Genomic DNA, 15,091 nt, shown 5'->3' with positions numbered 1-15,091 from the left:
AGTTCTTGCGCGAGGTTGCAACGGCACGGACGGGAACAGGCCCGCTGCGTGAATTCAATTGTCCTCCGCCGGGCGGCCGCATGCAAGGCGCAAATATTGCCCTGCGCAGAAGCGGTTAACCGCCCCCTTGTGCATCGCACAATGACCTGGCCGGCGGTCACGCAGGTCGGCAGGGCGCGGGTATTGGCCGTCAATCTCCGCGCGGTCCTTGATTGGCGATTGGTAAGACAAGCCATCAGCCCTTGAACGGGACGTCGCGAAGCAATTCGTCGACGGATGCCACCGCTTCAAGCGCCGCCCGCAACCGATCCCTGTCGTGAGTTGACAGCCGATTCACCGAGACGGCATTGGAGGGCGGTATGCCGTGAGTGACATCGTCAACCTGCTGCGACACGATCAGATCGAGAAATACGCCATGCGCTTCGGCAAGCGCGTCCAGATCCGTTTCGCTGACTCGGAGCAACGCCTTTACGCCAGCTAATCGAGCCGGCGTCGATCGATCCATCACGTGATAGCGGATCGCCATGGCGCGCGCTGCGGAAACGACCCCGAACAGTCCTGCCCTCTTTAGATCGATGCGGCCCTCTTCGGTGCGGATGCCGCCAAGAAATCTCAGGCTCCGGGGAACGCTGATCCCCTCGACCAGAAGCTTGGCGAACGCGACCTGACCCTCGGCTGCGGCGAAGGCAGCCCGCCGCACGGCGACTGCAAGACTGCCGTCGCCGTGGACGGCGCGCAGGTCGAAGAAAATATCCACGGACAGCAGGTCCTTGGGATCGGATCGCGCGATCCAGTGGTCGATGCGGCTCTGCCAGGTCGCGACCGAGCCGCGCCAGGGCGGATTCTTTGCCATGACACCGCCCTTGCAGTAGGGCACGCCGGCCTCGTGCAGGATATCCGCGACCAGCGTCCCCAAGGCCGCGAACCAACGATCCTCGCGACCCTCCGGCTCGCCCTGTTCGAAAATGACGGCATTGTCCTGGTCCATCGCCAGCAGGCTTTCGCCGCGACCGGCCGACCCAAGAACGATCGTTGCGTAGCGGCATGGCGGGCCGCCCTCGCCGCGTTCCCGCATGATTCGCTCGGCGATCGCGGCGGCCTGTCCGGTGAGCCCACCGAGTTCGCGGGAAATCACTTCCGCTATATCCCGGCCGGAGAGTCCCTCGGCCAGCAGCGCTTCCGCGACCCCCGGCAGCTTGGCCCAGGCAACCGCCAGGCCGTGTGCGTCCACCGCATCATCGATCTCCTCGCCGAGCGAAATAGCCTCCCCGGCGCGCAGGCGGAGCAGGTCACGCGCGGACAATGCCCCGACCACGTGGCCAGCCTCATCGACGACGCCGAGGTGGCGGGTCTTGAGACGGTTCATGCGGCCGATTGCTCGATAGACGAACGCGTCATCGAGAACCGCAGCCAGCGGCCGGCTCGTGATTTGTTCGACCGGCAGATCGAGCGCGGCGGCGCCGAACCGGTCGATCGCAGATAGCAGGTCGCGTTCCGTGACAATGCCCGCTTCCGCCGCCTTGACGACGCCGGCAACCGCATGCGGCGCCACGAAGACAGCCGATATTCTTTCGCTCGCAAGCCGCGCGAGCACGTCGTGAACTGAAATGTCGGCCTCCACAAAGACCGGAGGCGTCCGCATGATGTCGCGATTGCGATGCCGATAGGCGTAGCTGTCGAAGCGCTTCAGGGTGCGTTCCGCATCGGCGCGTTCCGGAGCTGCGACGGCCTCGATCCAGCCGCTCCGCGCCTGATCGTCGAGTACGGAGGTGAGAGCGAGGCAGGCCCGTTCGGCCTCGGCGATGGTGCGGATCCCGTGATCGCGCAACTTCGGCACCAGCGCCAGAAACATCCGCGACGCCGTCGTGGCGTCACCGAGCGCGGAATGCCTGCCTGCGACGTCGACACCGAGCCATGCGGCGAGCTCCTCCAGCGAATAGCCCACCAGTTCCGGTGCGGCAATCTGCGCCAGCAGCCGCGTGTCTAGCGTGCGTGGTCGTGTCCACGGCAGACCGGCGAGGTCGCATTCCCGCCTCAGCACCGCAAGATCGAAACCGACCGAATGCCCGATTACGACGGCCTGACCGAGAAACGCGGTGAACCGCGGCCAGACATCGGCGAACAATGGCGAGCCGGCGACCATGGCATCGTCGATGCCGTGAATGTGGGTCGTCTCGGCGGGAATCGATTGACCGGCCGGCCGCAGCAACTGACGGAACTTGTCGCCGGCCACCAGCTTTCCGGCCGACAATCGCACCGCGGCAAGCTCGATCACCCGCGCCTTGCGTGGATCGAGCCCGGTGGTCTCGGTATCGATGACAACGGCGTCGAGCGACAAAAGCGGGACGACGCCACCTGTCCTGTCCATCGCCTCTCCCTGCCGGCAGCCGCACGCGGGGTGATGATCGAAGAACTATGCCACGGCAGCCGTGGTCATTGCCCGCTCCAGCGCCGCCCTGTCCATGCGCGAGATCAATTCGTCGTGGATGTTGCACAGGCTGACCCGGAGATAATTCCGCGTGGTCTGGAAATCCCGGCCGCGCAGCTTCTCGTGGATCGGCATCATTGCAAAATAGGCTTCCGCCAGCGGCTCGGGAATGTCCATCACCCGTTTGGGGGCGTGCCCTCCGACGAGATCAAGCCGATGCGCCAGGTTGCTGCGCGCGGCCAGCCATGCCTCTTCTCCAATCGACGGCGGAACGGGATAGCGGTCGAAAACCGAAAGAACGACTGATATCAGCTGGTCGAGCATTTGGCGGCGCGGCATCACGGACTGGGAAGCGAGCACCCCGTCGACCATTTCACCGACCATCGAGAGCCCCAGCGGAAAGGCCTGCCAGCGAGCGTGCTCGACGGATTGCGCAAACCCCTCTTCGGCAAACAGAACCTTGGCGTAGTGACCTGCCCGCGCACGCGAGTATTCGTAGATGCCCTTCTGCACGATGAAGGCCGATTGCGCGTTGATGAAGTCGGCAAGCTCCTCACGGTCGCGAATCGGCGGACGTGGACGAAACAACTTTTCGAACAGCTTCATCGCACTCTTTCCTGCCAAATGGACCAGGCCGGTTCGCCAGTCTATCCGGCATTTGCCAAGCTCGCACGCTCAAGTGCTGCATTGCCGCTCTTAGCAGCTGCAGCATACGTCTTATTCCCCCAAAGTATTATCGAGTTGGAACCGCCGCTGGTGTTAGCCTTCGTTGACTCCAAACCGGCGCCAGACCGGTTGAAGCCGCGGCATGGGGGGCGCCGCACTGAAGGGATTGCATTCCCCTCGATCATTCGATCCCGGCGCTGACCGGGGTCTTGAGGGAGGATTTGCAGCTCATGGCTAACTCCACTGATCTGAAAGCGAAAGAAGAAGCACATTGGGCGAAGACATCGCGCCTGATGTACACGCACCTGGCCGTCTGGTTCTTCTTCGGCTTCATCATCCACATGTTCGTGAAGCCGCTCAACAATATCATCATTCCGATCCTCGGTTTCCCGCTCGGCTTCTACATGGCCGCGCAAGGCTCGCTCATCGTGTTCGTGGTCATGCTGTTCATGTTCGCGAAGCAGCAGGACAAGATTGACCGCGAATTCGGCTTTGCCGAGGAAGATTGAGGGGGATCGACCATGGCTACACAAGGCACTGCCAGCACCTCAGACTTCATCAAGAATCTGGGGAAGATGTACGGTACTTATACCGGCGGCTTCATCGGATTCATCCTCTTCCTCGCGGTTCTCGAGCAAGTCGGTGTTCCGAACAAGATCCTTGGCTACCTGTTCGTTTTCTTCACGCTCGCCGTCTACGCCATCATCGGCGTGATGACGCGGACAGCGGAGGTCTCGGAGTATTACGTCGCCGGACGGCGTGTCCCGGCTTTCTATAACGGCATGGCCACCGGCGCCGACTGGATGTCGGCGGCGTCCTTTGTCGGCATGGCCGGCACCTTGTTCCTGCTCGGCTATGACGGGCTGGCATGGGTGCTCGGGTGGACCGGCGGATTTGTGCTGGTGTCGATCCTGATCGGACCATACCTGCGCAAGTTCGGCGCCTATACCGTGCCCGACTTCCTGTCGTTCCGGTACGGCGGCAATTTCGCCCGCGCGCTCGGCGTGATCGTGCTGGTTGCCTGCTCCTTCACCTATGTGACGGCGCAAATCTACGGCACCGGCCTGATCGCCTCGCGATTCCTCGGGATGCAGTTCGAGCTTGCCGTTTTCGCCGGACTTGTCGGCATCCTGCTCTGCGCGATGCTGGGCGGCATGCGGGCGGTGACCTGGACGCAGATCGCGCAATACATCGTGCTGATCATCGCCTATCTGACCCCGATCGTTATCCTGTCCACCACGCAGTACGGAATTCCGATCCCTCAACTCACTTACGGACAGGCGATTGTGGATATTACCGCGCGCGAGCAACAAATGCTGGCGACGGGTCTGACGACAGCCGCAGCGCTGAAGCCGCACATCCAGCCCTTCATCAACTATAGCCCGCTCAACTTCTTTGGGATCATCATGTGCATGATGGTCGGCACGGCTTCGTTGCCGCACATCCTGATGCGTTACTTCACCACCCCGTCGGTGCGTGAAGCGCGCCAGTCCGTGGCGTGGTCGTTGCTGTTCATCTTCCTGCTGTATTTCTCCGCGCCGGCCTACGCGGCGTTCTCCAAGCTGGAAGTTTATACCAACATCATTGGACGCGACCTGACGGCCATTCGCCCTTGGCTGTTCAGCTGGGGTGAGCTGGGGTTGATCCAGATCTGCGGCAAGAACGCAGGCAGCATCGATGCGATTGTCGCAGCATGCAAGGCGATTGCCGGACATCCCGGTGTCGTCAGACTGCAGGACTTCGTGATCAACACCGACGTGATCGTGCTCTCCACGCCTGAGATCGCGGGACTTCCGTATGTGATCTCGGGTCTGGTCGCCGCCGGCGGTCTCGCCGCCGCGCTGTCGACCGCTGACGGGCTGCTGCTTGCCATCGCAAACGCATTGTCGCACGACGTTTACTACAAGATGATCGACCCCAACGCGCCGACCATGCGTCGGCTCACGGTGGCTCGCGCTCTCCTTGTGGTCGTCGCCGTGATCGCGGCCGCGACGGCGGCAACCAAACCCGGCGACATCCTGGCCATGGTTGGCTGGGCGTTCTCGCTGGCGATGGCCGGCAACTTCCCGGCGCTGGTGATGGGCGTCTGGTGGAAACGCACGACGGCGACGGGTGCGGTCTGCGGCATCATTGCCGGGTTCGGATTGTGCCTGTTCTATCTCGTGACAACGCGGTACTTCCCGGGCGCAGGCGTCAAGTATTTCGGCATGACCTCGCTGACCAACCCGCTGACCGGGGCGCCGCTGGTCGACATCGCGAAAGCCATGGCATTGCCCAATGCCATGGAAAGCTTCCCCACCCTCGCCCACCCGATGGCCAACAAGGTCGGCTGGTTCGACCTCAACAACATCAACTGCGGATTGTTGGGAACGCCACTCGGCTTCGCGGTCATCTACATCGTCAGCAAGCTCGGCAAGGAGCCGTCTGCGGAAATGCAAGCCTATGTCGACGACATCCGCAAGCCGCGAGGCAGGACGGTGCTCGAGGAGAGGACGACCTGACGCTTCTCAAACTGGATATCGACAGACGGGGCCTTTCAGGGCCCCGTCTTTGTTTGTCGCATCATATCTGCCTTGCCCGGACATCCTGCCCTTGCCATTGTTAGAGAACGGCCGATTGCAATAATCGGCCTTCGTCTCATCAGATGGTGTCAGGCAGCGAGGAGAAACTTCCTTGGATTTCGCAAGCTCGCTCTCCGCATATTGGTACTTCCATCTGCCCAACTTTGTTCTTGCAGTATTGATGTACACGCTGCTTGGCCGTGTCCTGCTCGGTTTGATGGTGGATGCAGACTCGCCGAATTACATCTGGCGGTTCTTTTGCCGAATCACTGATCCCGTCGTCGCCGCTGTCGCGATCGTGACGCCGAAGGTGACCCCACCGGTGCTGCTTTGGCTGTTCGGCTTCGTCTGGCTGTTCTGGCTGCGCGTCGTGCTTCACTACACGTTGCTGTTGCTGAATCTCGCACCCAGGATCGGCGGAGCAGCGTCATGAACCGCAATTTCTATTTCATCGGGATTGCGTTTTTCGGAATGATCAACGGCATCTTCAACCAGCTCGCGCTGATTTTCACGCTGCTGTATGTCCAGTTGCTCGCCGGCCCGCTGCTGTTTGGCAGCCTGTCCCTGACGCTGATGTTCGCATCGCTGATGGTCTCGACCGCCACCGTCATCCTGGGTGGAATTCCGGCGGCGCTCTACGAGCGGGCCACCGGCGCATCGGAATCAACCAACGCGTCGCTCTGGATATGGCTTGCTGGAACCGCCATTCTCGCGCTTCCCGCCGCCGGTAACTTTCTCAAGATCGGGCTCTAATCGTCGATAGGCGGTGTTGAGGACAAGCCTTGCTGCCGCTACGCTCCGGCCCAAATTGAATCCGACATAATTCCTTCCATTGACGGAATGGCGGATCATGGAAGAGATGCGCCGTATTGCCTATGAGACCGTGCTTCGCGCATGCGGATTCGCGTCGCTGGCCATCTTCTGCATCATGATCGGACTGTCGTTTCTGCCGCGCTCGGCCTTTCAGGCGGGAGGTTTCCTCAGCATTGTGATGACGCTCGTTCTGGTGCTGAAAGCCCGTGAAGCCCTGACCAAAGATCATCGCCGGACCGAGATGTGGCTCTATCTCCCCAAGGAGAGACGTCCGCCCCAGGCCTCCGCGCAGAGGGTGATTTCGACGATCATGCGCGAGACCTATTTGATGTTCGCGCGCTGGACTGCGCTCATCTCCATCCTGCTGTGGAGCATTGCGCTTCTTTTTTCTGTTATTGGACTTTAGTTCGAGCCGCCTTCCGACGGAACGCCGCGGCCGTCAGGTCTCTGCTTGCTGTTGGCGAATGCAGAACGGTCAAAGCATTGAGAACGGCGTGCAATGCCAAGACCTTCTGTGTTCCGGAAATCGCACTGCCCATTGATTATGCAGCTTGAACCGTGCGGGCGCAGTAGCCGGCTCTGAGGTTCTGTCGTGCACGAAAGCGCGCAGCGCCAGCCGAAAGTACTATTGGGCCAAGCTCCCCGAGCATGTAGGAAGTCCCAAATAATTAAGCGTCGATCTGACGCAACACACATGTTTGTGAGTGAAAAAGGGGAGCGAATCGGAAATGTCTACAATGACTGCCACGTCCGGCAAGGCCGCCGGGATGACGAAGGACGAACGTTTCGTCATTCTCGCCTCCTCGCTCGGTACTGTCTTTGAATGGTATGACTTCTACCTGTTCGGCTCGCTTGCCAGCGTGATCGGCGCGCAATTCTTCGGCGTCATTGATCCCGCAACGAATCAGCCGATGTTCAACCAGGCCACCCGCGACATCTTCGCGCTGCTGGCGTTCGCCGCGGGCTTCATCGTTCGCCCGTTCGGCGCCATCGTATTTGGTCGCGTCGGCGACATCGTCGGCCGCAAATACACCTTCCTGGTCACCATTCTGATCATGGGCCTGTCGACCTTCATCGTCGGCATATTGCCCAACGCGGCGACCATCGGCATTGCGGCGCCGATCATTCTGATCGCATTGCGCCTGCTGCAGGGCCTCGCGCTCGGCGGCGAGTATGGCGGTGCAGCGACTTACGTCGCGGAGCACGCGCCGATGGGCAAGCGCGGCTACTACACCTCGTTCATCCAGACCACGGCCACGCTCGGCCTGTTCCTGTCGCTGCTGGTGATCCTGTTCACCCGTTCCGCACTCGGCGAAACCGAATTCGCGAAATGGGGCTGGCGCATTCCGTTCCTGGTCTCGGTGCTGCTGCTCGGCATCTCGGTCTGGATCCGGCTGCGGCTGAATGAATCGCCGGTGTTCCAGAAGATGAAGGACGAGGGCAAGGGCTCCAAGGCGCCGCTGACCGAAGCCTTCGCCAACTGGAGCAACGCCAAGATTGTCATCCTGGCGCTGATCGGCGGCGTGATGGGTCAGGGCGTGGTCTGGTACACGGGCCAGTTCTACGCGCTGTTCTTCATGCAATCGATCCTCAAGGTCGACGGCTACACCGCGAACCTCTTGATCGCCTGGTCGCTATTGTTCGGAACCGGCTTCTTCGTCGTGTTCGGCGCACTCTCCGACAAGATCGGCCGCAAGCCGATCATTCTGGCGGGCTGCCTGATCGCGGCGCTGACCTTCTTCCCGATCTTCAGGATGATCACGACCAACGCCAACCCAGCGCTGGAGAAGGCCATCGAGTCGGTCAAGGTGGAAGTGGTCGCAGACAAGGCAGGCTGCGGCGACCTGTTCAACCCGGTCGGCACCCGCGTCTTCACCGCACCTTGCGACACCGCTCGCGCCTACCTCGCGCAGCAGTCGGTCAAGTATTCGACCAGCTACGGCGCGGCAGGCTCCGGCGTGAAGGTTGTCGTCAACGGCAAGGACGTTCCTTACACCGACGCCAAGGCCTCCAACCCGCAAGTGCTGACGGCGGTGCAGGGCGCAGGTTATCCGAAAGCAGGCGACGCCCAGATCGTGAAGATGTCGCACCCATTCGATATCTTCCAGCCGCGGATCGCGGCTGTGATCGGGCTGCTGTTCATCCTGGTGGTCTACGTCACCATGGTGTACGGGCCGATTGCGGCGATGCTGGTCGAACTGTTCCCGACCAAGATCCGCTACACCTCGATGTCGCTGCCCTATCACATCGGCAACGGCTGGTTCGGCGGCTTGCTGCCGGCGACCTCGTTCGCGATCGTGGCCTCGACCGGCGATATCTACGCGGGTCTGTGGTATCCGATCATCTTCGCGTCGATAACGGCAGTGATCGGCTTCTTCTTCCTGCCGGAAACCAAGGACGTCGACATCACGAAGTAACCGCTTTCGTTCGGCGGTGGCCGGACGAAGAAACGACGAACCGGCCGCGGAGCGATCCGCGGCCGGTTTGCTTTTGCGAGCACCTCAACCGGTCATGCCAATGAACTGCAGCACGATCTCGCGCCGGTGCGGCCGCGCGCGGTGCTCGACCAGATAGATCGCCTGCCACGTGCCCAGTGCGAGCGCGCCCTGCAGCACAGGGATGTGCAGCGAGGTCGCGGTCAGCATGGTCTTGATATGCGCCGGCATGTCGTCCGGCCCTTCGGTGTCATGGCGCCAGCCGGCATTCTCGGGCGCGAGCCGGTCCAGCGCCGTCGTCAAATCGACGAGCACGGTCGGATCGGCATTTTCCTGGATCGTGAGAGACGCCGAGGTGTGACGAATAAACAGCGTCACCGCGCCTTCGCGCGCACGCACTTCTCGCGCGAACTTCGCGACCTCGGCCGTGAGATCGGTAAAACCCACGCCTGAAATCTGCACGGTCAGCAGCGAGGACACGATGGTGTTGGCGGCGACGGCGGTGGGCGTGGTGCGGGAGAGGGATTTGGGTGCGGGCATCAAATCAATCTTCGTAGGGTGGGCAAAGGCGCGCTTCGCGCCGTGCCCACCAGTTCTTGCACGGATAAAGATGGTGGGCACGCTTCGCTTTGCCCACCCTACGAATTCAACGCCCCCGTCAAATCTTGCCGTTGACGTCCCTCTGCACCCGGTTGGCCATCTCGATCAAGCGCCGCCAGGCCCGCTCCAGGAACGACATCATGCGATCCATGTCGCGGTCGCTCGGCAGCGGAATCTCGATCTTGCGCTCGGCCTCGGCTACCTTCGGCTCGCTCTTCTTCAGCGAATCCGATTTCGGCAGCGGCTCTTCGATCTTGCCGGGCACGGTCGGCTCGCGCTCGGCGAGTTGCGCCTTGAACCTTTCATTCTCGGCCTGCAGCCGGACAATGTCGGCTTGCAGCCGGCCGATTTCCGTGTCCATCGCCGCGCGTTCGTCGGGGACGGCGTAGCAGGCCCAGCCCGCGCCCGAATTGTTGCAGGTCGAAATCGCGCCGGTTCTTGTATCGAGCCGAAGCACGCCCTCCCCCGTCGGTGACAGCGCATAGCGGCCGTTCTCGGTATCGGGCGCGGCTCCCGCGAGCGCGTGGCCGCCGACTGTGAGACAAAGCGCCAGCACGGCGGGCCTTAAGAATTTCGAGGACGATTTCGCTGTGCTCATGGGCTTGCTCCCGCCTCAGGACAGTACCGGTTTCCTCGACCGCCGGGGCGCTTTCAAGGCACCCCTTACACGACTGAGCTATAGGGCGCGCGGCCGGACTTCAACGCATCTTCCAGCAATTCGAGGCGGTCCTGTCCCCAGAACACTTCGCCCTCGAGCACATAGACCGGCGAGCCGAATACGTCGGCCGCGAGCGCATCCTGCCGGTTCTGCTCATACGCCGCGCTGATTTCCTCCGCGCCGGAGCGCTCCACCAATTGCTTGCCGGGCAGCCCCGATTCGTCGGCGAGTTTTTCGATCGTTGCGGGATCGGCGAGATTGAGCTGATCTTCCCAGACCGCGGCAAAGGCCCGGCGCAAATAGCGGTCGGGATCGTGGCCGGCCTCGAGCGCCGCGATCACAACGCCGTCGGCGAGGCGGGCATTGAATGGCCAGTGCGCCGGCTGCAGATGAAATTTCAGTCCGCGCTTGTCGCGCCAGCGCTGCAGTTCGACCATCCGGTAGCGCTGCCGGACCGGGTGGCGCTTCATCAAAGGCAGGCCGCCGGTCTCCGAAAACAGATCGACCAGCACCACCGGCCTGTGATTTACCTTGAGATCATAAATACTTACCAGGCGCCTAAAGGACTGATGCCCGATATAGGCCCAGGGCGACTGGAGCGAGAAATAGTAATCGACCTGACGCGGCATGTGGGCTCCGGGGCCGGGGATTTTCGTTTCGCTTTGGCCATCCCAACAGAGCGTTCAAACGGGTGCAAGATCGATCCGTGTGGCAATACTGCTGCACTGCGATCGCAGGTCCACAGTGTCGCAGGCGACAACCGAATAAACTCAATCAAATCAATGAAATAGCTGGTTACGGCCCAATCTTGACTTGATTAGACGCGGTAAGTATGGTCCGCGCGGCTTTCAAGGGTGACGGGCGTAATTTCCATCAACCGTTGGCATCGTTTAATGTCTTGGGCATGGCCGAAGACAAGAATGACAACGCAAGTGGAAATCGCGATCAGCCGTCCTCCGACGAAGCTGCGCTTTCCGCAAGGCTCGGAAGTCTGGATCAACGGTTGTCCGAAATTCGGGACAGCCGCAAAATCAGGACTGATCAACCCGGAACTGAAAGCGGAGACAGAGCTGCCAGAGCTTCTGCCATGGCGCTTGGTTTCCGGCTTTCCTCGGAATTGGTCGCGGGCGTTGTCGTCGGAGCGGCGATTGGCTGGGGGTTCGACCGTTTATTGTCGACATCGCCGTTCGGTTTCATCGTGTTTCTGCTGCTCGGCTTCGTCGCCGGTGTGGTCAACGTGGTGAGAACTGCAGGCGCAGGTCCAGGCAGGCGCTGAGCGTCGACGGGAAGTCACGACATTTGAAATTCGATTGCCGGCCAGGCCGGTGGATAAAGAGCCGCGCGGATGAAAATCGACCCGATCCACCAGTTCAATATCGAACCCCTCTTCACGATCGGCCATATCGGCAACCACACGATCGCCTTCACCAACTCGTCGCTCTACATGTTCCTCTCGGTAGCGGTGATCTCGCTATTGATGATCGGCGGCATGGCGGGACGGCAGCTGGTTCCGGGAAGGCTGCAGTCGATCGCCGAAATCTCCTACGAGTTCGTCGCCTCAACGATCCGCTCTACCGCCGGCTCGGAAGGCATGAAGTTCTTCCCGCTGATCTTCTCGCTGTTCATGTTCATCTGCATTTCGAACCTGATTGGCATCATCCCCTACACGTTCACGGTTTCGAGCCACATCATCGTCACCGCGGCGCTGGCCTTCCTGGTTTTCTTCACCGTCCTGATCTACGGGCTCTACAAGAACGGATTGAAGTTCTTCAAGATTTTCGTGCCCTCCGGCGTGCCGATCTACATCCTGCCGCTGGTCATGTTCATCGAAATCCTGTCGTTCTTCCTGCGGCCGGTTTCGCACAGCGTGCGTCTGTTCGCCAACATGCTGGCCGGCCACATCGCGCTGAAGGTGTTCGCGGGCTTCGTCGCCATGCTCGGCGTCTCGCTCGGCGCGCTCGGCTGGGCCGGCGGCATGCTGCCACTGGCGCTCACTGTGGCGCTGACCGCTCTCGAATTGCTGGTCGCGTTCCTGCAGGCCTATGTGTTTGCGATCCTGACCTGCATCTACCTCAACGACGCCATTCATCCGGGACACTAAGCGGTCCGGGGAATTTCCACCCACACTTTGTCTTACCCTCTCAAGGAGCTCTAGAAATGGAACCGGCAGCAGCTAAACTTATCGGCGCGGGCATCGCATGCATCGGCATGGGTGGCGCGGGCGTCGGTGTGGGCATCATCTTCGGCAACTACCTCGCCGCAGCGGTGCGCAATCCTTCCGCAGCCCAGGGCCAGTTCGGCAACCTGATCTTCGGCTTCGCCGTAACCGAAGCGCTCGGCATCTTCTCGCTGCTGATCGCGCTGCTGCTGCTGTTCGTTCCGCTCTGAGCTGCACCCTATCGCGCCGCCCGGTCCGGGCGGCGCGCTGACAGCAACAGGAGAACTCCGTGGCTGAAAAGAGTCATGGTACCGGTGCCCACACCGGAGCAGACGGCGGACACGGCGGAGGATTTCCTCCGTTCGAGTCGAGCACGTTTGCTTCGCAGCTGGTGTCGCTCGTCATCGCATTCGTCGCACTCTATGTGATCGTATCCCGCATCGCGCTGCCGCGCGTCGAAAGCGTGATCGACGCACGTCAGAACGCGATCGAGGGCGATCTGGCCGCGGCGCAGAAGCTGAAGGACGAGTCCGACGCTGCGCTGAAGGCGTATGAGACGGAACTCGCTTCGGCGCGTTCCCGCGCACAGGCCATTGGCAACGAGACCCGCGAGAAGCTGAACGCGGCCTCGGAAGCCGAACGCAAGAAGCTGGAAGACCAGCTGACCACCAGGCTTGCCGCCGCCGAGAAGCAGATCGCGGCGACCCGCGAGACCGCGATGAGCAATGTCCGCGGCATCGCCGCGGATGCTGCCGGCGCGATCGTGCAACGCCTCACCGGCGTGCTGCCCGACAAGAAGACGGTGAGCAAGGCCGTCGATGCTACGTTGAAGGGATAGACGGATGTTCACCGAACCGGAAACCTGGGTCGCGATCGCCTTCGTCATCCTGATGGCGCTGTTTGCCTATCTCGGCATCCACAAGACGGTGCTGACGGCGCTCGATCATCGCGCCCAGCGTATCAAGGCCGAACTCGACGACGCCCGCCGTCTCAAGGAGGAGGCCGCCAAGCTGCTCGGCGAGTACCAAACCCGGCGCGCCAGCGCCGAGCGCGAGGCCGAGGAAATCATCGCCAACGCCAAGTCCGAAGCCGAGCGCATCGCGGTCGAGGCCAAGGCCAAGATGGAAGACTTCGTCGCCCGCCGCACCAAGACCGCCGAGAGCAAGATCGCGCTCGCCGAAGCCCAGGCGCTGGCCGACGTCCGCGCCGCCGCCGCCAACGCCGCGGTCGAAGCCGCCTCGACCATCCTGTCGCAGTCGGTCAAGGGCTCGGTCGCCGACGACCTGCTCACCAAGGGCATTGCCGAGGTTCGTGCCAAGCTGAACTGAGCGCTTTCGACCCATCCATCAAAAGCCGGCGCGAGACGATCGCGCCGGCTTTTTTATTGCTTCTTCTTTTTCGGCGCCGGGCGTTCGGGCTTCAGGGCCTGCGGGTCGAAGCCGATATAGAAAATGTAGCTGTCGCCGACGGCGCCGGGAGGCGCCGGATAAGCGAGATCTTCGGCCACCAGCGTAAACGGCTCGCTGCCGCCTTCCTTCATGGCGACGGTGGTCTGGTAGGCCTTGGTGGCGATGGTCTTCTCAGACACGCCGCCCTGCACCACCGCGACGCGAATCGGAACCTGGACCGACGACGGGGCGCCGGCGGGGCCGGCAATGACGCGGCCCTGAATGCCGATCCGCGCCGTGATCACGCCGCCATTGACGCTGCATTCGCGGGCCATTTTGGAGATCGTCACCTGAAAGCGCAGGTCGTTGCCGACCGGCTGCTTGCCGGGCGCCGCCACGGCGTAGGTGGCCGCGCCGGCCCTGACCGTGACCGGTGGACAGGTCAGATCGCCCGTGTCCTCGGGCACCGCGGCATTCGCGGCCGGCTCCTCGTCCGACTTGCCGCCGAACAGGCTCTTGAAACGATCGGTGATCGATTGCGCCGATGCCGGCGCCACCATCAGGCAGGCCAGCCCGCCCGCGACTGCGGCTGCCGCCATCACCCTGGCCAAACGATTGTTACCCATGCGACGTCCCTGAAATCCCATCGTCTCACGTCATTGTTCCCGGGCGGCGTTATAGCAGCCCAATGGCGGCGAACCCAAGGCACCCAAAAGGCTTGGAAATCAACGGTTCAGCCGCGGAAATCCTCATGCAGCAGGCCGAACAGCAGATGGTCCTGCCAGACGCCATTGATGCAGAGATAGCGCCGCGCCAGCCCCTCGCGGGTGAAGCCGCATTTCTCCAGCACCCGGATCGAGGGCGTATTGGAGGGAATGCAGGCGGCCTCGATGCGGTGCAGATTGAGCTCGCCGAACAGCGTCGGCAGCAGCACCCGCAGCGCCGCGGTCATGTAGCCGCGACCGGCATGGGGCTCGCCGACCCAATAGCCGATGGTGCCGGCCTGCACGATGCCGCGGCGAACATTGGCGAGCGTGATACCGCCGATCATGGCCCCGTCAGACTGGCGGAAGATGATGAACGGATAGGAGCGGTCGGCGGCGATATCTTCGGCGTAGCGGCGCAGCCTTCGGCGAAAGCCGGCGCGGGTCAGATCGTCCGACGGCCAGATCGGCTCCCACGGCGTGAGGTAGGCGCGGCTTTGCTCGCGCAATTGCGCCCATTGCAGGAAATCCGCCATTTGCGGCGCGCGCAGCAGGAGGCCGTGGCCGCGCGGCACGAGCGCGGCCGGTCCGCTGGTTGGCAAACGAAACAGGGCCATGCCCGTTACTCCCCGCCCTCTAACTATCGGAGCATGATCCTTGCGGAAAACCGGAACCCACTT

Annotated in this window: 18 protein-coding genes; 11 read left to right on the top strand and 7 right to left on the bottom strand. The window is 62.1% G+C overall.

Annotated elements, in window-relative coordinates; all coding sequences use genetic code 11:
- Nucleotides 1-235: 235 nt before the first annotated feature.
- Nucleotides 236-2,368, bottom strand: a complete 2,133-nt coding sequence (locus V1286_RS38605) for a DUF294 nucleotidyltransferase-like domain-containing protein (RefSeq protein WP_334489385.1) — start codon at nt 2,366-2,368, stop codon at nt 236-238.
- 45 nt (nt 2,369-2,413) lie between these two features.
- Nucleotides 2,414-3,034 (bottom strand): hypothetical protein, encoded by a 621-nt coding sequence (locus V1286_RS38600; RefSeq protein ID WP_334489383.1) that lies wholly within the window; start codon nt 3,032-3,034, stop codon nt 2,414-2,416.
- A gap of 290 nt (nt 3,035-3,324) precedes the next feature.
- Between V1286_RS38600 and V1286_RS38595 the strand changes: the two genes are divergently transcribed.
- The 6 genes from V1286_RS38595 to V1286_RS38570 all read left to right on the top strand — a co-directional run bounded on the left by V1286_RS38595 (nt 3,325) and on the right by V1286_RS38570 (nt 8,885).
- Nucleotides 3,325-3,603, top strand: a complete 279-nt coding sequence (locus V1286_RS38595; protein WP_334489381.1) for a DUF4212 domain-containing protein — start codon at nt 3,325-3,327, stop codon at nt 3,601-3,603.
- Nucleotides 3,604-3,615: 12 nt separating this feature from the next.
- Nucleotides 3,616-5,595 carry a sodium:solute symporter family protein gene (locus V1286_RS38590; protein WP_334489378.1) on the top strand — a complete coding sequence of 660 codons (1,980 nt, stop codon included), beginning with the start codon at nt 3,616-3,618 and terminating at the stop codon, nt 5,593-5,595.
- Nucleotides 5,596-5,767: 172 nt separating this feature from the next.
- Entirely contained in the window at nt 5,768-6,088 is a 321-nt protein-coding gene (locus V1286_RS38585; protein WP_202975772.1) for a YggT family protein, read from the top strand.
- The gene (locus tag V1286_RS38580; protein ID WP_108514447.1) at nt 6,085-6,408 is read left to right on the top strand and encodes a hypothetical protein; all 324 of its coding nucleotides are present in this window, start codon (nt 6,085-6,087) and stop codon (nt 6,406-6,408) included. The genes V1286_RS38585 and V1286_RS38580 overlap by 4 nt, the downstream gene beginning before the upstream one ends.
- A 97-nt stretch (nt 6,409-6,505) precedes the next feature.
- Nucleotides 6,506-6,874 (top strand): hypothetical protein, encoded by a 369-nt coding sequence (locus V1286_RS38575; RefSeq protein ID WP_334489371.1) that lies wholly within the window; start codon nt 6,506-6,508, stop codon nt 6,872-6,874.
- Between the two features lie 361 nt (nt 6,875-7,235).
- Nucleotides 7,236-8,885 (top strand): MFS transporter, encoded by a 1,650-nt coding sequence (locus V1286_RS38570; protein WP_417021308.1) that lies wholly within the window; start codon nt 7,236-7,238, stop codon nt 8,883-8,885.
- A gap of 84 nt (nt 8,886-8,969) precedes the next feature.
- Here V1286_RS38570 and V1286_RS38565 read toward each other — a convergent pair whose 3' ends face one another.
- From V1286_RS38565 to V1286_RS38555, 3 genes are all read right to left on the bottom strand, one after another.
- A complete protein-coding gene (locus V1286_RS38565; RefSeq protein WP_334490235.1) occupies nt 8,970-9,443 on the bottom strand; it encodes a secondary thiamine-phosphate synthase enzyme YjbQ in 474 nt (157 codons plus the stop codon).
- A 118-nt stretch (nt 9,444-9,561) separates the two neighbouring features.
- Complete coding sequence (locus V1286_RS38560; RefSeq protein ID WP_108514451.1) at nt 9,562-10,101, bottom strand: hypothetical protein; 540 nt, start codon at nt 10,099-10,101, stop codon at nt 9,562-9,564.
- A gap of 65 nt (nt 10,102-10,166) precedes the next feature.
- Nucleotides 10,167-10,790 (bottom strand): 2-hydroxychromene-2-carboxylate isomerase, encoded by a 624-nt coding sequence (locus tag V1286_RS38555; protein ID WP_334489364.1) that lies wholly within the window; start codon nt 10,788-10,790, stop codon nt 10,167-10,169.
- A 275-nt stretch (nt 10,791-11,065) separates the two neighbouring features.
- Between V1286_RS38555 and V1286_RS38550 the strand changes: the two genes are divergently transcribed.
- The 5 genes from V1286_RS38550 to V1286_RS38530 all read left to right on the top strand — a co-directional run bounded on the left by V1286_RS38550 (nt 11,066) and on the right by V1286_RS38530 (nt 13,647).
- Complete coding sequence (locus V1286_RS38550; protein WP_334490232.1) at nt 11,066-11,437, top strand: AtpZ/AtpI family protein; 372 nt, start codon at nt 11,066-11,068, stop codon at nt 11,435-11,437.
- A 69-nt stretch (nt 11,438-11,506) separates the two neighbouring features.
- Nucleotides 11,507-12,262, top strand: coding sequence for a F0F1 ATP synthase subunit A (locus V1286_RS38545; RefSeq protein WP_334489361.1), 756 nt, complete (start codon nt 11,507-11,509; stop codon nt 12,260-12,262).
- 56 nt (nt 12,263-12,318) lie between these two features.
- Nucleotides 12,319-12,549 carry a F0F1 ATP synthase subunit C gene (locus tag V1286_RS38540; RefSeq protein WP_016847054.1) on the top strand — a complete coding sequence of 77 codons (231 nt, stop codon included), beginning with the start codon at nt 12,319-12,321 and terminating at the stop codon, nt 12,547-12,549.
- Nucleotides 12,550-12,608: 59 nt separating this feature from the next.
- Nucleotides 12,609-13,157 (top strand): F0F1 ATP synthase subunit B family protein, encoded by a 549-nt coding sequence (locus tag V1286_RS38535; RefSeq protein ID WP_108514455.1) that lies wholly within the window; start codon nt 12,609-12,611, stop codon nt 13,155-13,157.
- A gap of 4 nt (nt 13,158-13,161) precedes the next feature.
- The gene (locus tag V1286_RS38530; RefSeq protein WP_334489359.1) at nt 13,162-13,647 is read left to right on the top strand and encodes a F0F1 ATP synthase subunit B family protein; all 486 of its coding nucleotides are present in this window, start codon (nt 13,162-13,164) and stop codon (nt 13,645-13,647) included.
- A 53-nt stretch (nt 13,648-13,700) separates the two neighbouring features.
- Here V1286_RS38530 and V1286_RS38525 read toward each other — a convergent pair whose 3' ends face one another.
- Complete coding sequence (locus tag V1286_RS38525; RefSeq protein ID WP_334490230.1) at nt 13,701-14,306, bottom strand: hypothetical protein; 606 nt, start codon at nt 14,304-14,306, stop codon at nt 13,701-13,703.
- Between the two features lie 134 nt (nt 14,307-14,440).
- A complete protein-coding gene (locus V1286_RS38520) occupies nt 14,441-15,028 on the bottom strand; it encodes a GNAT family N-acetyltransferase (RefSeq protein ID WP_334489357.1) in 588 nt (195 codons plus the stop codon).
- Nucleotides 15,029-15,091: the final 63 nt, after the last annotated feature.

This window comes from Bradyrhizobium algeriense (assembly GCF_036924595.1).
Classification (GTDB): Bacteria; Pseudomonadota; Alphaproteobacteria; order Rhizobiales; family Xanthobacteraceae; genus Bradyrhizobium; species Bradyrhizobium algeriense.
The sequence above is the reverse complement of the archived record's forward strand: the minus strand, read 5'-3'. Positions and strand labels throughout refer to the sequence as shown.